Source organism: bacterium (assembly GCA_026129405.1).
Classification (GTDB): Bacteria; Desulfobacterota; Binatia; order DP-6; family DP-6; genus JAHCID01.
The window spans coordinates 1149949-1165018 of the sequence record JAHCID010000001.1 but is presented as its reverse complement, the minus strand read 5'-3'; the positions used below and the strand labels follow the sequence as shown (position 1 = coordinate 1165018).

Sequence of the window (15070 nt, the reverse complement as noted above, 5' to 3'; positions counted from 1 at the left end):
CGCCGGCCGCGGCGACGTGGTCCGGCGCGCCGTCAAGCGGCGGCCGCCGCTGGGGCCATCGTGAGCGGCAGCGTGGCGACGCCGAGGTCGTGCGCGAGGCGTGCGGCGAGGGCATCGCGGGCCGCCGGGTCGCGGGCGACGAGCTGGGCGCAGCCGTCGCCCTGGGAGCCGACGCCCTTGCCACCGTACGCGAGCTCGGTCACGGCCGGGTGCTCCAGGACCGCGTGCAGACGCGGCGCACGCAGCTCGGGACACGCCGGCGCGACCCGAGCGTCGAAGAGCGCCTGCGCCTCGGCCATCGTCGCGCCGAGCGCGGCGGCGTCGCCGGCCGCGAGCGCCTCCTCGGCGCGTTCCACGAGGTCGAGGTTGCCCGGGCCGAGGGCGTCGCGCACGCCGGCGGCCAGCGTGCCCGGCGCCGCGGGGTAGCAGGCGTTCAGATCGGCGAGGATGCGGCGCGTGTCCTTCGCGGCGCGGAGGTCGACGACGAGGAGGTGCAACGGCGCGCCGACCGGGATCGGCCGCACGTCGAAGGCGGCGCCGTCGAAGTCGAGCCGCGTCGTGCGCCGGCCGAACGCGCACACCTGGTCCATGAGGCCGCAGGCGGAGCCGGCACGTCGCTCGCCGGCGTAGGCGAGCCGCATCTCCTCGCGCACGTCGACGTCGAGCCCCCAGGTGCGGGCGAACGCGCGCGCCACCAGCACCGACACCGCCGCCGACGACGACAGCCCCTTCCCGAGCGGCAGGTCGTTCGCGACGATGCGCAGCCGCAGCCCGCCGACGTCCCAGCGCTCGCGCACGATGCTCGCCACGCCGGCCGCGTAGCTCCAGAAGCCGCCGGCGCGTGCGGCGTCGGCGAGCGACCGGAGCGGCAGGCGCACGGGCTCGGCGTGCGTGCCGTCCGGGAGCATGCTGGCGAGCTCGAGCGCGTCGTCGAGCGGCTCGGCCTCGGCCCCGAGGCCCTGGTCGGTGGCAGTGACGAGGCAACGGCCCGGCACGATGGCGGGATGCGTACGCCGGTATGCGCCGGCCCAGTCGGAGTGCTCGCCGAGGAGACACAGCCGCCCCGGCACGAAGAGCGACGTCATCCCGGCAGCTCGAGCCGCGTGCCCGCCGCGAGCGCCGTCCCGGGCCGGTCGTGGGTCGCGCCCGGGAGGACTATGCGGTCGACGACGACCGGCTCGCCGAAATGGCGCACGACCGCGAGCGTCGTCGCACGCCCGGGCGCGCGGTCGAGCATCGCCCAGAACCCCGGAAACAGCACGGGACAGCGCAGCCGCTCCGGCTGCGGCGCGAGGCGCAGCGCGCGGCCGGGCACGTCGAGCGCGGAGCCCGCCAGCGCGTGCGGGATCGCCCAGGCCACGGGATGCGTCATGTAGATCGACTCGGGGTCGCCGCGCAGGCCGCCGCTCCACGCCCAGCCTTCGAGCCAGAGGCGATCGTAGAGCGTGCGCAGCGTCTCGAGCCCGTCGTCGACCAGCCCGAGGTAGAGCTGCGCGCAGGCCTGGTAGGAGACCACCTGCCAGACGTAGGTGAACTCCTGCCCCGCCGGCAGGCCGGCACGGAAGGGGTGCTCGACGAGCGCGCCGTCGAACGTCGCCTCGGCCCATGGCAGCGCGGGGCGCGCAGGATCCGTCTGCGCCGCACGCACCAGCACGCGATGCTGGTGACGCAGATGGCTCGCCGCCCGCGCCGGGTCGACGACGGGATCGAGGCCGATCCAGCGCGCCGCCCAGTCGCCGGCGAGCGCCGCGGTGAAGAGCGTGTCCTTCGCCGGCGTGCTGCGAAAGAAGCCGCGCGCGTCCCACAGCTCCTCGTCGACGACGCGGCGGCACGCGGCGCGGCGGGCCGCGTACGTCGCCGCGCACGCGGGCTCCATGTGCACCGCGAGGTCCTCCATCGCCGCGCAGGTCGCGAGGTAGAGCGTCGCCGTGTAAACGAAGGCGCCGGGGAAGTCCCAGACGTCGTACGTCGTGCCGCCCTCGGGCACCCCGTGCGGCGCGATGCCGGCCAGGTAATCCATGCCGCGGCGGAGCGCCGGCCAGAAACGCTCGAGGACGTCGCGCCGGCCGGTGACGCGCCAATGGCGCGCGACCTGGAGCACGAGCGACATCGTGAGATCGGTCCACTCCTTCGCGGGCAGGAAGTCCTTGATGAACATCGGCCAGCCGTAGGGCACGTCGGTGGTGCCGAGGCCGAGGTCGCAGTTGCCGTTGCCGTGCGGAACGGCGCCACGGGCGTCGGCGAGTCGGCGGAACGCGTCGAGCTCGGTCAGGTCGAGCTCGGAGAAGAAGGTCGCGGTGTACGGGTGGGCGGCGAGCCGCTGGTCGTTCGTGCCGGTGAGACCGCCCATCGGCCAGTGCCAGTCGACGCCCTCGATCGTGTAGAGCGTGCCGTCCTTCGGCACGACGGTGTTGGCGAGCGTCGCGTCGAGCGCGTTCTCGAGCGGACGCACGAGCCATGCCGGCAACGTACCGTCGCGCAACACCGCGCCGAGCTCCCCCGACGCCGCGGCCAGCCGCGCCTCCTCGCGCAGGACGTGCGCGGCGACGGCGTCGGCCGAGTCGAACCAGCGCTCGTAGACGTGGCCGACGCGGACGCCGTCGTGCGGCCCGGCGCCGCGATGGCGCCACAACGACGGCTCGGTGACGTGGTCGGGCATCCACCACACCAGCACCCAGCGCACCACGCGCGTCGCACCGGGCGGCACGACCAGGCGCGCGGCGACCGCGGCCGCGGGGCGCCAGCCGCCGTCGGCGCCGCGCCGTCCGCGATGCGGCGAGCGCAAACGGCCGTCGAGGGCGAAGTCGTCGAGGACGCTGGCGGCGGCCGCGCCGGCGTCCCAGCCGTCGCAGACGGTGATCTCGACGCCGTCGTCCTCGGCCACGAGCAGGAGGTGCTCGCCGACCACGCCCGCGCGGTGCGAGCGCGCGTCCCAGCGCTGGTCGGTGCGGAAGCGCACGCCGCGTGCGCCAACGACCCGTGCCGGCTCCTGCCAGTTGCCGGCGACGCTGTCCCACACCACGCGGCGCCGGACGCCGCGCATCTCCTGCTCCGGCCCCAGCTCGGGCCCGAGGTGCCCGCTGCCGCCGCGGCCGAGGACGTTCTCCCACGACAGCAGCACCGCCGCCGGGGCGGCGTCGGCCCCCGGGTTCGTCAGCGCGACGCGGAAGGAGGCCGCCGGCAGCGTCGAGTCGCGCAGGTCGTGCGGCACGTGCGGCGTGAAGCCGGAGACGACCGGGACGACCGGTAGCGGATCGTCGATGCGCAGCGTGAACGACGGCAGGGTGCCGGTGAACGTGGTGCCGGCGACGTTACGGGCGTTGGCGTACTCGCCGTCGTGCCGGCGGCGCAGCATCGCGACCCCGCCGGGCCGGGTCCACAGCGCCTGGAAGGCGCCGCGCACGCCGCGCAGCGGGTGCATCCAGTCGTTCTGGCAGCGCAGCTCGCCGAAGCCGCCGTCGGTCTCGAACGAGACGCCACCGCTGCCGATGCCGCCGAGCGGGAAGCCGCGGGCGGCGCGGGTGTCGACGTAGGCGCCGGTGGCGGGGTCGAACCCGGGGGTACGCGGCATGGCGCGGGGGCGTAGCGCCGCGCGTGGGGAAGCGTCAAGGACGGGGCCGACGATCGCCGGCCCCGTCCCCGCGGGCGTCAGGGCGCCTCTCGCGACGTGCCGTGGCTACTTCGCGTTGGCGAGCTCGTCGTCGATGACGGCCTTGAACTGCTCGAAGGGCTGCGCGCCCACCAGCAGCCGGCCGTTGATCACGAACGACGGCGTGCCCGTGATGCCGAGCGCCTGGCCCTCGGCCATCTGCGCCTTCACCAGCGCCTGGGTCTTCTTGTTGTCGTAGCAGTCGTCCCACTTCGCCTTGTCGACGCCCATCGGCGCGAGGATCTCCCAGCTCTTCTCCTTCACGTTCTGCGGCGTGAAGTCCTTCTGCTTCTCGAAGTACGAGTGGTAGAGCTTCCAGTACGCGTCGGTCTTGCCCTGCTGGAGCGCGCACTCCTGCGCGATCGACGCCGGCTCGGCCCACGGATGGAAGGCGAGCGGAAAGCTCTTCACGTAGAGCTTCACCTTGCCGTCGTAGTCCTTGAGGACGTTCTCCTCGAGCGTGGTGTAGCCGCGCAGACAGAAAGGGCACTGGTAGTCGGTGTACTCGACGATGGTGACCTTCGCGTCCTTCGGCCCGAGGAACGGACGGTCCTTCAGGTCGATCTTCGCCATCACCGCCTTCGACGGATCGACCGTGACGTCCTCGATGGTGCCGAAGATGACGTACTTGCCGTCGGCCGACGCGATGAACTGCTCGGTGCGAACCTGCGGCGCGGTGCCCATCTCGAGGGTGCCCTGCTTCGCACCGCTGAGCGGCGCGTCCTTCACGTCCTTCACCGTGATGTTCACGGACGGGGGCACGTTCTTCTTCTTGCGGTAGTACTTGACGATCTTGTCCGTATCGAGGCCGGCCTGCTGGGCCAGGACGGGCCCGACGGCGGCGGCGAGCCCGAGCACGGCGGCCAGGGCGAGGAAACGGGTGCGCATCGAGAGTCTCCTTTCGAGATGGGCGACCGTCCCTGCCTGCCCGCGATCCCCTTGAGGGTCAAGCACGGGGCCTTGCTGGGCTCGGAGGGCGATGGCTAGGGTGCCTGCATGCCGCGTGCGCTGCGCCTCTCCCTGCTGGCCGCCTTCCTCGTCGCCCTGCCCGCCCTGGCCGGGCTCACCCCCGCCCTGCACGACAAGCTCGAGCGGGCCCAGTACGTCTACATCCAGTCCGAGCGGAAGGGCGGCGGCTGGTCGCTGCCGTCGGAGATCTGGTTCTTCGTCGACGGCGACACGGTCTACGTCGGCACGCGGCCGACGTCGTGGCGGGTGAAGCGCATCCAGGCCGGGCGCACGAAAGCGCGCATCGCCATCGGCAACCCGAGCGGCACGGCGTTCGAGGCGACGGGCGCCCTCGTGAAGAACCCCGCCGTCGAGAAGCAGCTCATGGAGGCCTTCGCGAAGAAGTACCCCGCGGGATGGGCGAACCACGCCAAGGGCTTCGAGGAAGGCTTCAAGAGCGGCGAGCGCGTGCTGGTCGGCTACACGGCGAACTAGCGATGCCCGGCGCGCTCGATCCCACCGCCGTCTCGCTCGCCGGCCGCGTCGCCGCCATCACCGGTGCGGGGGCCGGGATCGGCGCCGGCATCGCCCGCGCCTTCGCGGCGTTCGGCGCTGCCGTCGTCGTGCTCGAGCGCGACCCCGCCACCGCGACGCGCACCGCCGACGCCATCGGCGCAGCGGGCGGCACGGCGATCGCGATCCCGGTCGACGTCCGAGACGGCGACGCCCTGCACGCGGCGCTCGACGCCACCGTCGCCCGTTTCGGCGCGCTCCACGTCATGGTCAACAACGCAGGCGGGACGTTCCACCAGCCGTTCCTCGAGAGCGGTGAGAAGGGCTGGGACGCGCTGCTGCGCCTCAACCTGAAGACCGTGCTCGCCGGGACCCAGCTCGCGGCGCGCCATATGGCGGCGACCGGCCACGGCGGCAGCATCGTCAACGTGGTCACGATCGAGGCGATGCGCGCCGCGCCGGGCTACGCGGCCTACGCAGCGGCCAAGGCCGGCGTGGTCAGCTTCACGCGCACGGCAGCGGTCGAGCTCGGCCCGCACGGCATCCGCGTGAACGCGCTCGCGCCGGACATCTGCCTCACCGAGGGGCTCGCCGCGATGGTGCCGGCCGAGGAGCAGGCGCGCTGGCCGCACATGATCCCCCTCGGACGCGCGGGGTCGCCCGACGACCTCGCCGGGGCCGCGGTGTTCCTCGCCTCCGACCTCGCGCGCTACGTGACCGGCGTCACGCTCCACGTCGACGGCGGCACGCACGCCGCCGGCGGCTGGTGGCGCGAGCCGGCCGACGAGCAGTGGCTGCTCGGTCCGCCGCGCCGCCGCGCGTGATCTACGCGGCGGCCCGCCCCGGCACCGTCACGATGCGCGCGAGCTGATCGAGGACGGCGGGGACGCTGTCGACCACCCTCGTCGCGCCGAGCCGGCGCGCCCGCCGCTGCGTGCCGGGACGCGGCGAGTAGACCACGGTCGGCGCGCGCTCCAGCACGGCCACGACCCATCGATCGCCGCTGCCCGTGACGTCGTGGGCTTCGGAGGTCGGCTCGGGATCGAGGACGACCGCTTCGGCCGCCCCGCCGCCGCGGAAGAACGCCAGGGCGTCGCCGGCGGTCTCGACGCCCTCGGCGAGGCAACCGGCGGCGCCGAGGACGCCGATCAGGGACGCGCGCCGGACGCGATCGGGCTCGACCACGAGGACGCGCGGCTCGGGGGTGCCGCGCACGATCTCCATGAGCATCTCCTTTGTCGACTGCGCTCCCGGCTCGCGCCCCGGGTCGCGACCGCCTCGAGCGCAAGCCGTGTGCCACCGATCGACGTCCGGAGCGCGGAGAAAATTCCCGCCCCGGCACCTGCGACGCGGGCCGAGTCTACAAATCGACTTCCGTCGCCTTCCCGCCTACGACCTTCGGGCCGTGCGTCTTGACCCCGCCGACCCCGGCGGTTACCCCCGGGCCCCATGTTCGATCCGCAGGAGCTGCGTCGCGTGATGGGGCTGTTCGCGACCGGCGTCACCGTGCTCACGACGCGCGACGCGCACGGCCGGCCCTACGGCCTCACCGCGAACGCCGTCAGCTCCCTCTCGCTCGAGCCGCCGCTGCTGCTCATCTGCATCGACAAGAAGGCCGAGACGCATCCGCACTTCCTCGACTCGAAGTGCTTCGTCGTGAACATCCTCGGCGAGCACCAGGAGGCGATCTCGACGAAGTTCGCCAAGTCGGGCGGCGACAAGTTCGGCGACCTGCCGTACGCGACGAACCAGAACGGCGTGCCGATCCTCGAGGGCACGCTCGCGCATCTCGAGTGCTGCATCGTCGAGACGCACGAGGGCGGCGACCACGTGATCCACATCGGCGAGGTGCACCACGCCGAGAGCCGCGGCGGCGATCCCCTGCTCTTCTTCCAGGGCCGCTATCGCCGCGTCGCCGAGTAGGCGGAACGTCAGCCCATCAGGCGGACGATGAACGACTGGCTGCCGGTCGCGAGCAGCCGCCCGTTCTCGCCCCACAGGTGGATCAGCCCGTGGCCGAAGCCGTGCTCGATGGCGAGCACGCGGATGTCGCAGAGGATCCACTCCGACGGGAACACGTCGACGATGCGGATGGTGTTGTCGAGGCTGTTGCCGCCCGCCCAACGGCCGAGCGCGTGGCTGATGCCCGACGGCATCCAGTCGGCGATGATGGCGAGCGCCGCCGCCGAGGTCTCGAGCCCCTCGGGGATGCGCACCCACAGGGCAGAGCGGCCGTCGCTGCTCGGCGTGCCGTCCTTGTCGGCGCCGTAGCGTCCGAGGGCGACGCGCAGCTCGACGCGCGCGTGGATGGTGCGGTCACCGCCGTCCATCATCGGCGCCGGCCGGCACTCGCCGGGCGGCGGCACCTGCGGCATGCGCGCCCAGGTGCCGTGCACGTCGAGCGTGCGGCGGCCGAGCGAGGCGTTGACGGTGAAGATCTCACGGTCGCCGACGTGACCGGTCGCACGCGCCTGGGTGTTGTGCTTGCCGCTGACCGGCACCGTCACGTCGAGGTCGAGGATCTCGGGCGGCCGCGCGTACGAGAGGTACTGCGCCGTCGCCCACACGAGCTGGCGTCCCGTCACCGCCTCGAGCGCCGTCACGGCGGCGCCGAGCCCGCAGCCGCCGAAGAGGAACCCGGCCCAGCGCACGCAGACGCCGGGCTCGACCGGCAACACCCAGCGGTGCGGGTTGTGGGTGGCGCGGAGGCCGAGGAACTCCTGGGCGTTCATCGCCCGGGCGAGGTTCCGGGACGAGACCCCCGAGTCAAGGGTGCGCGCCGGGTGCACGCCGAGGCGGCCCCGCGGGCAGACGCCGCGGTCCGTCGGCTCGTGCGCGCACGGCGGCGTCACTTGCCGGTCGAGCCGAGGCGCTCGAGGGCGAACACGCTCGGCGCGATCGGCACGCGGCGCTGGTGCACGGACCGCCCGGGCGGCGCCGTCCCTGCGATCGTGGCGCGGCCGGCCTTCTGGTTCTCGGCCAGGACGTAGCCCATCGATGACGACGGCAGGATCAGCTGCTCGCCCCCGGCCTCGATCGGCTGGCTCGCGTAGGCGAGGAACTGGAGGCTGCGCAGCAGCCCGCCCTGGGCGTCGAACTTGCGGCTGGTCGCGCCCTGGAACGTCTCCTGGTCGACGCCGAGCTCGATCTTGGCGAAGAGGTAGTAGGGATCCTTGGGCGTCGCCTCGACGACCCACAGCTTGCGCCGCACCAGCACCGGCGCGACCGGCGCCCACGCGAGGCCCTTCCAGGCGGGGTCCTGGTAGCCGACGACCTTCTGATCCGCCGGCCAGTCCTCGTCGATGCCGCCGTCGGGACGCGCCGTGCGAGCGGTCTTGCCCGCGAGACTCGCCGGATCGGCGAGCACGAGCGCCTCGCGCTCGCCGACCAGCTTCCAGGTGAAGTCCTCGGGCTTGCCGTCGAAGAACGAGCCGTCGTCCTGGCTCAGGTCGGAGCCGAGGAAGCCGTCGGAGCGGTTCGCCGGCGAGATCTGCCGCACGCGGCGCAGCGCCGGGACGTAGGTCCAGGCCTGGTCGCGCTTGTCGGCGTCGCGGAAGCGCCAGGAGAGGCTGGCGGTGCCGTTCAGGTCGGCCGGCGAGCCGACGATCGCGCGCTGCTGCGCCGCGAGGTCCAGGGGATTGTCCTTCGGGGCGCGTGAGGGCGGCACGCCCTCCCAGAAGAGGATGTCGCTCTCGAGCACCGCCTGGCGCTCGAGGCCGCCCTTGCCGACGAAGTCGAGGGCCAGGAGGTCGTGGCTGCTGCCGATGCGCCAGAACGCGTAGTAGGCGTTCCAGATCGCCTTCACGCCGGCCTGCGGATCGGCGGCCTCGACGCGGAACGGAAGGCCGTAGAGACCCCGGGCGGGCTTCTGGGTCGCCGTCTCGACGATCGTGCCCCGCTCGTCCACCCCGAGCCTGGCGGCGTTGCGGCCGGACGCCTCGGCGAAGGCGGCCTCCCAGGGCGGACCCGGGGGCCAGGCGGCGACCGCATTCGTGTACTCCCCGGCCGCATAGCGGGCGAGGACCTCCGGCGGGAGCAACCCCTCGGCCGAGGCCGCAGTCGCCTCGTCGAGGCTCTGTCCCGGCTCCGGCCCGGCGGCGGAGACGCCTCCGCCGGCGGCGAGGATCGTGAGGGCCACGAGGGTCGGGGCGAGCCGTGCGCGCATCGGGCCCTGATAAACCGGGCGAGCCCACGGGGCCAGGACGCGCGCGCTTTGACATCCCGGCCGGGGGAGCGTTAGCACCCGATCGCCATGAGCAACGCATGCCTGCTTCTGCTGGCCCTGGCCACGATCGAAGTCCTCGTCTTCGCCGTCATCGTCGGCCGGGCACGGGGCAAATACGGGGTCCCCGCGCCGGCCACGTCGGGGCACCCGACCTGGGAGCGGCTCAACCGCGTCCACCAGAACAGCATCGAGCATCTGGTGGTCTTCATGCCGCTCTTCCTCCTGTACGCGACGGCGGTCGACCAACGACAGGCGGTGGTGATCGGCATCATCTTCGTCGTCGCCCGGCTGCTCTACGCCGTCGGCTACGCGCGGGAGGCGAGCAAGCGGGCGGTCGGATCGCTGCTGACCTTCCTCGTCGAGATCTGGATGGCGGTCCTGGTCGTGATCGCGCTGCTCCTGCGGCTCGCGCGGTAGACCCTCGTGGCCCTGGTCGAGGTCACGCGGCCGCGGCCGCACGTGGCGGTCGTCGAGCTCAACCGGCCGGAGCGCCTGAACGCGCTCTCGTTCGACACCGTCGTGCCGCTCCTCGAGGCACTGGCGGGGCTGCGCGGCGAGAACGACGTCTGGGTCGTGATCCTGGCCGGCGCCGGGCGCGGCTTCTGCTCGGGCCTCGACCTCGAGGACCACGGCATGCCGCCCGGCTGCGACGGCCTGCCGATGTCGCGCATCGCGATCCGCGCGATGGAGACGTTCTCGAACCTGGTGCCGACGCTGCGCAGCCTGCCGCAGCCGGTGATCACGGCGGTGAACGGCCCCGCCTACGGCGGCGGCCTCTGTCTGGCGCTCGGCGGCGACATCCGCATCGCCGACGCCGCCGCCCGCTTCCGCAACGCCGGCATCAACAACGGCCTCACCGGCACCGAGCTGGGCATCAGCTGGCTGCTGCCCCGGCTCATCGGGGCGGCGCACGCGTGGGACCTCATCCTCTCCGGGCGCGAGGTGCTCGCCGACGAGGCGCTGCGGCTCGGCCTGGTGTCGCGCGTCGTCCCCGAGGCGGAGCTGCGCGACGCGGCGCTCGCCCTCGCCGAGCAGATGTGCGGCTACAGCCCGCACGGCCTCGCGATGACGAAGAAGACGCTGTGGTCGAACCTGGAGGTGGGCAGCCTCGAGGCGGCCATCGACCTCGAGAACCGCAACCAGCTCCTCGTCCGCATGACGACCCAGAACCTCCAGGAGGCGATCACGGCGCGCCGCCAGAAGCGGCCGCCGCGCTACGAGGACTAGGCCGGGAATGGGTCTTGCCGGCTCTGGGGGCCGGCGCTAAGAGCCCGCGCCAGGAGGACCCTCGTCATGCGCCGCTTCACCCTCGCCCTCACCCTGCTCGCCGCGCTCGCGGGCGCGGCGGCCGCCCAGACCGCCATCGAGCTCAAGAAGGAGCTCCTGCCGCGCATCAAGAAGGCGCAGGCGGAGGGCAAGGATCTCGGCCCGGCCGCCGAGTACTTCAAGCAGGGCGACGAGGCCCTCAAGAACGGGCTCCAGGAGGAAGCCGAGGAGGCGTTCAAGAAGGCCAAGGAGGCGATGCCGCCGGAGTGAACGCCGGCTTCGTCTATCGCGAGCGCATCCGGCCGGCGGCCGCCGGCGTGCGCGTCGACGCCTGGCTGGCCGCCCGCTACGCCCATTCGACGGCCGACGAGTGGCGGCGTCGGATCGCCGAGGGGCGCGTCGAGCTCGACGGAGCGCCGACCGCCCCGGACGCCCGCCTCCGTCCCGGACAGGAGCTGACCTGGCGGCGCCCGCCCTGGATCGAGCCGCCCGTCCCGCTCGGCTTCGCCGTGCTCGCGGCCGACGCCGATCTGCTGGTCGTGGCGAAGCCGGCCGGCCTGCCGACGGCGCCCGCCGGCGGCTTCCTCGCGCACACGCTCCAGACGTGCGTCCAGCGGCGCTTTCCCGAGGCCACGCCCGTGCACCGGCTGGGCCGCGGCACCTCGGGCCTGGTCATGTTCGCGCGCTCCGACCGCGCCCGGCGGCAGCTCGCGCGCTGCTGGCGCGAGGGCGCCGTCGAGCGTGACTATCGCGCGCTGGTGCGCGGCGACCTGGCGGCGGCGCTCGCGATCGACGTACCGATCGGCTCGAGGCCGCATCCGCGGCTCGGCCGTGTCCACGCCGCCGACCCCGGCGGCCGCGCCGCGCGCACCGAGCTCCGGCCGCTGCGACACCGCGACGCCGGCACCGTCGTCGGCATCGCCATCGCCACCGGCCGGCCGCATCAGATCCGCATCCACTGCGCCGCCGCCGGCCATCCCCTCGTCGGCGATCCGCTCTACGGAACGGGCGGCGTCCCGCCTCCCGACGCGACGGCCCTCCCCGGCGACGGCGGCTACCTGCTGCACGCGATCCGCCTCGCCTTCCCGCATCCGGCCGACGGGCGGCCCGTCGTCGTCGAGTGCGCACCGCCGCGCGCGCTCCGCGTCTGACCGCCGTGCGCACCCTCGTCCCCTCGATGGTCGCGCTGCCCGACTTCGGGGTGGCCGCCGTCTTCCTCATCACCTGGATCGACCCGACCTTCTTCGGCGAGAAGATGGTGACCAGCCTCGTCATGGTGATGCTGCTCGAGTTCCTCGTGGTGCACTCGGCGGGGTTCATGGGCGCCATCGTCCACGGCGACGGCAAGCGCAGCACGCGCATCCTCATGCTGCTCGGTCTGACGCTCGTGTACGGCCTCTTCGCCGCCGGCTTCGCCGTCGGCATGGGTAGCTGGTGGCCGGTGCAGGCGATGGTGCTGCTGACGCTGAACCGCATGACGCCGCTGCTCATGGGGCCGGCGCCGGACGCAAGCGCGATCGATCCGGTGATGGCGTCGTGGGCGGCGAGCGTCGTGTTCTACCTGTTCAGCGTCCTCGTCGGCGTGACGGCCGACGTCCCGCCGCTCGGCATCACCCCGGAGGTGATCGCGGCCCAGGGCATGACGACCGGCGGCGAGTGGCCGGAATACCCCTACAAGCCGATCGCCTCGGGCACGATCTACTTCACGCTCCAGGGCATCTGGGAGCTGCTGCTCGGCTGGTGGGCGTCACGGGGCGTGGCGGCGGGCGCCGCGGCGCGCCCCGGCCGGCGGTGGCGCTAGCGTCCCGGCTTGGCGTGCTCGGCGGCGTCGAGCGCGGCGGCGGGGTCGTGCGACAGATCGGCGCGCAGGAACGCCTCGTTCGCCGGCAGCGCCACACGCAGGTCGTCGAGCCGCTGCACCGCGAGCTCGAGCGGACCGGCGGCGACGGCACCGAGCAGATGGCCGCCGGCCGTGTGCTCGTCGGTGATGAAGTGCAGGTGGTAGCCGGGCACCTCGAACGCCTTCGCGTAGGCCGGCGACCAGAAGCCGACCGCGGTACCCACGACGTCGCGCAGGTGGAACTCGGGCTGGTGCGCCGCGGCCTCGGCCAGCGACACGCCCTCGGCCGTGCGACACATCGCGCGCGTGTGTGCGTGCGCGAAGCGGCCACGGACGCGCAGCGCATAGAAGAGGTTCGCGGAGTCGCGCAGGGCGTCGAAGGCGGCGAGGAGCGACGCGAGGTCGGGCGCGGCGGCGAGCGTCCGCGTCCGCGCGGGGCGGAAGTGCGTCACGACCGCGAACGGGCTCGACGCGTCGTCGCCCGCCGCGTGGACGGTGCCGTCGGAGCGCACCTGCCAGAAGCCGCCGTCGACGACGACCATCTCGCCGTCGATGCCCTCGAACGTGCCGAGGCCGAAGTCGCCGTGGCGGCGCAGCTCGCCGATCGTCACCGCACCGCGGTAGATGCCCTCGACGAGCGCCGTCGAGGTCGACACCTGGAACAGCGTGTGCTGGCCGAGGCCGAGGTGCTCGGCGAGCGCGCTGCGCACGATGTGCTCGAGCGGCTCGCCCGTCTCGCGCCGGCGCGCCTCGAGGGCGCTCCACAGGGCCGGCGAGAGGCGCAGGTGCAGGCCGCGCACGCGGGGCTCCGTCAGCCGCGCTTGCGCAGCACGAGGTACGCCGAGCACGGCGTCGCCGCCGGATCGGACGCCAGCGCCTGCTCACGCGCGTGCAACCGCTCGAGCAGCTCGGGCGCCTCGCGCTCGATGGCCGCGACGTCGAGGTGGACGAGCAGCGGGAACAGGCGTCCGGCGTACGTTTCCTGCACGACGTCGAAACGCGCCCGCGCGGCGGCGACGATCTCGTCGGAGCGCGCGGCGCGGAACGGGGCGATCTGCTCCGGATCGCTCGCCTCGATCGCGGTGGTGCCGTGGCGGAAGCGCTCCGGTATCTCGCGCAGCGCCTGGCCCACCAGCGCGAGCCGTGCCGGCGCGTACGCCTGCCGGCGCTCGCCGACGTAGCAGCCGATGCCCAGAAGCCCGCCCGGGCGGAGCGCCAGCGCCACCTCGTCGAGCACGAACTCGAGGTTCAGCACGCGCGAGAGGCCGCCCGCGAGCAGCACGACGTCGTAGTGGCGCCGGTGCAGCTCGAGGAAGTTGAGGTCCTGCTGGAGGAAGCGGACGCGGTGTGCGCGCGCGGCGAGCCGCGTACGCAGGCGCGCGATGCGCGCCGGGCTCGAATCGACGACGTGCAGCGACTCGCTGCCGCCGGCGCGCAGCCACGTCTCCGCCTCGTCCTCGTCCTCGCCGCCGACCAGGAGCGCGCGCTCGAACGGGCCGCGCGCGGCCATGTCGTCGAGCCACGAGCGCGCGGCGTCACCGGTGAGCGCGCGGTTGGCCCAGGGCTTCGCGGCGCGGATGCGCGCGGCGACGATCGGTGCGTAGCCCCAGCTCGCCTCCCACTCGAGATCCTCGCGGGTGCGACGCTGGTAGATCGGATCGGCCGGCGTCACGCGCATCGTCTCCACACGACGCGGCGGCAGCGCGGGGCGGGCGGCGGTGACGCGCGCGAGGGGCGGCATGGTGCGCAGGCCGAGGCCGATCGTGTCGTCGCCCGTGCGCGGACGCCACACCATGAGGACGAAGTCGGCGAGCCCAGGCATGCGGCGGGCGACCTTGTCGAGCGTGTCGAGCGTCTTCATCGCGCGGTTCCAGTGCAGCCGCTCGAGGAAGCGCGACCAGCCGGGCGTGCCCCACAGCATCGATACGCCGACGGCGCGCTCGAACTCGAGGTACTGGCCGCACAGCCGGCCGATGTTCTTGTACGTGCACTCGAACGTATGCTCGTACGGCACCGGCGTGTCCCAGAAGCGCTTCTCCTCGAGCGCGCGCGGGCTCACCGTGCGCTCGAGCCGGTAGACCGCACGGCTGAGGCGCACCGCGAGGCTGCCGTAGTTGACGAAGCTCACGACGAAGCGGCCGTCGGGCTTGAGCACGCGGATCATCTCGCGCAGCCCGGTGTCGGGCGCCGCGAGATGGTCCATGGCCGAGTCGATCAGCACGCGGTCGAAGGTGTGGTCGGGATAGGGCAGCGCCTCGGCGATGCCGCGCACGAGGTGCAGGTCGACGCCGAACTCGCCCATGTGCTCGCGCGCCTTCAGGAGCATCCCCTCCGACGGCTCGAGCACGTGACACTCGAGCCCCTGCGCCGCGAGCCGGCACGAGTGCACCGCCTCCGCCGCCGCCACCTCCAGCACCTTCCCCGACGCCCCGAGGAGCGTCTGCTCCACCGGCACGCGCATGAGGCGGTCCATGATGAAGTGGTTGTCCCGCCCCATCGGCCACTGCTCCCGCAGCGGCACCGGGTCCCAGGCCCCCTGGATCTCGAGCTCGTCGGCAGTCGGCGCGGACATCAGTCGTCGGGATGGAGCCGCGCGGCAGCGCAGCGAACGCGAACCCTAACGCCCCAC

General features: G+C 73.5%; 16 protein-coding genes. 8 read left to right on the top strand and 8 right to left on the bottom strand.

Annotated features, from left to right (window positions below; all coding sequences use genetic code 11):
* Positions 1-32: 32 nt before the first annotated feature.
* From KIT14_05370 to KIT14_05360, 3 genes are all read right to left on the bottom strand, one after another.
* Positions 33-1085 (bottom strand): GHMP kinase, encoded by a 1053-nt coding sequence (locus tag KIT14_05370; protein ID MCW5889965.1) that lies wholly within the window; start codon positions 1083-1085, stop codon positions 33-35.
* Complete coding sequence (locus KIT14_05365) at positions 1082-3571, bottom strand: hypothetical protein (protein ID MCW5889964.1); 2490 nt, start codon at positions 3569-3571, stop codon at positions 1082-1084. The genes KIT14_05370 and KIT14_05365 overlap by 4 nt, the downstream gene beginning before the upstream one ends.
* A 105-nt stretch (positions 3572-3676) precedes the next feature.
* Positions 3677-4537 (bottom strand): thioredoxin domain-containing protein, encoded by an 861-nt coding sequence (locus KIT14_05360; protein MCW5889963.1) that lies wholly within the window; start codon positions 4535-4537, stop codon positions 3677-3679.
* Positions 4538-4645: 108 nt separating this feature from the next.
* On the opposite strand from KIT14_05360, the gene KIT14_05355 reads away from it, so the two are divergent.
* Together KIT14_05355 and KIT14_05350 are read left to right on the top strand one after the other, a co-directional pair.
* Positions 4646-5092 carry a hypothetical protein gene (locus KIT14_05355; protein ID MCW5889962.1) on the top strand — a complete coding sequence of 149 codons (447 nt, stop codon included), beginning with the start codon at positions 4646-4648 and terminating at the stop codon, positions 5090-5092.
* 2 nt (positions 5093-5094) lie between these two features.
* The gene (locus tag KIT14_05350; GenBank protein MCW5889961.1) at positions 5095-5934 is read left to right on the top strand and encodes a glucose 1-dehydrogenase; all 840 of its coding nucleotides are present in this window, start codon (positions 5095-5097) and stop codon (positions 5932-5934) included.
* Position 5935: 1 nt separating this feature from the next.
* Here KIT14_05350 and KIT14_05345 read toward each other — a convergent pair whose 3' ends face one another.
* Positions 5936-6334, bottom strand: a complete 399-nt coding sequence (locus KIT14_05345) for a hypothetical protein (protein ID MCW5889960.1) — start codon at positions 6332-6334, stop codon at positions 5936-5938.
* Positions 6335-6559: 225 nt separating this feature from the next.
* Between KIT14_05345 and KIT14_05340 the strand changes: the two genes are divergently transcribed.
* Positions 6560-7033, top strand: a complete 474-nt coding sequence (locus KIT14_05340; protein ID MCW5889959.1) for a flavin reductase family protein — start codon at positions 6560-6562, stop codon at positions 7031-7033.
* An 8-nt stretch (positions 7034-7041) separates the two neighbouring features.
* On the opposite strand, the gene KIT14_05335 is transcribed toward KIT14_05340, so the two are convergent.
* Both KIT14_05335 and KIT14_05330 read right to left on the bottom strand, forming a co-directional pair.
* A complete protein-coding gene (locus tag KIT14_05335) occupies positions 7042-7842 on the bottom strand; it encodes a thioesterase family protein (GenBank protein ID MCW5889958.1) in 801 nt (266 codons plus the stop codon).
* 116 nt (positions 7843-7958) lie between these two features.
* Entirely contained in the window at positions 7959-9275 is a 1317-nt protein-coding gene (locus KIT14_05330) for a DUF1329 domain-containing protein (protein MCW5889957.1), read from the bottom strand.
* A gap of 87 nt (positions 9276-9362) precedes the next feature.
* On the opposite strand from KIT14_05330, the gene KIT14_05325 reads away from it, so the two are divergent.
* The 5 genes from KIT14_05325 to KIT14_05305 all read left to right on the top strand — a co-directional run bounded on the left by KIT14_05325 (position 9363) and on the right by KIT14_05305 (position 12402).
* The gene (locus tag KIT14_05325) at positions 9363-9752 is read left to right on the top strand and encodes an MAPEG family protein (protein ID MCW5889956.1); all 390 of its coding nucleotides are present in this window, start codon (positions 9363-9365) and stop codon (positions 9750-9752) included.
* A gap of 6 nt (positions 9753-9758) precedes the next feature.
* Positions 9759-10562, top strand: coding sequence for an enoyl-CoA hydratase/isomerase family protein (locus tag KIT14_05320; GenBank protein ID MCW5889955.1), 804 nt, complete (start codon positions 9759-9761; stop codon positions 10560-10562).
* Between the two features lie 66 nt (positions 10563-10628).
* The gene (locus KIT14_05315) at positions 10629-10871 is read left to right on the top strand and encodes a hypothetical protein (protein MCW5889954.1); all 243 of its coding nucleotides are present in this window, start codon (positions 10629-10631) and stop codon (positions 10869-10871) included.
* On the top strand, positions 10868-11752 hold the full coding sequence (locus tag KIT14_05310; protein MCW5889953.1) for an RluA family pseudouridine synthase: 885 nt from the start codon (positions 10868-10870) through the stop codon (positions 11750-11752). The genes KIT14_05315 and KIT14_05310 overlap by 4 nt, the downstream gene beginning before the upstream one ends.
* 5 nt (positions 11753-11757) lie before the next feature.
* A complete protein-coding gene (locus KIT14_05305; protein ID MCW5889952.1) occupies positions 11758-12402 on the top strand; it encodes a hypothetical protein in 645 nt (214 codons plus the stop codon).
* Here the strand turns inward: KIT14_05305 and budA are convergent.
* Both budA and KIT14_05295 read right to left on the bottom strand, forming a co-directional pair.
* Positions 12399-13241, bottom strand: a complete 843-nt coding sequence (budA, locus tag KIT14_05300) for an acetolactate decarboxylase (GenBank protein MCW5889951.1) — start codon at positions 13239-13241, stop codon at positions 12399-12401. The two genes, KIT14_05305 and budA, sit on opposite strands and share 4 nt — an antisense overlap.
* 11 nt (positions 13242-13252) lie before the next feature.
* Entirely contained in the window at positions 13253-15013 is a 1761-nt protein-coding gene (locus KIT14_05295) for a methyltransferase domain-containing protein (GenBank protein ID MCW5889950.1), read from the bottom strand.
* Between the last annotated feature and the right edge of the window lie 57 nt (positions 15014-15070).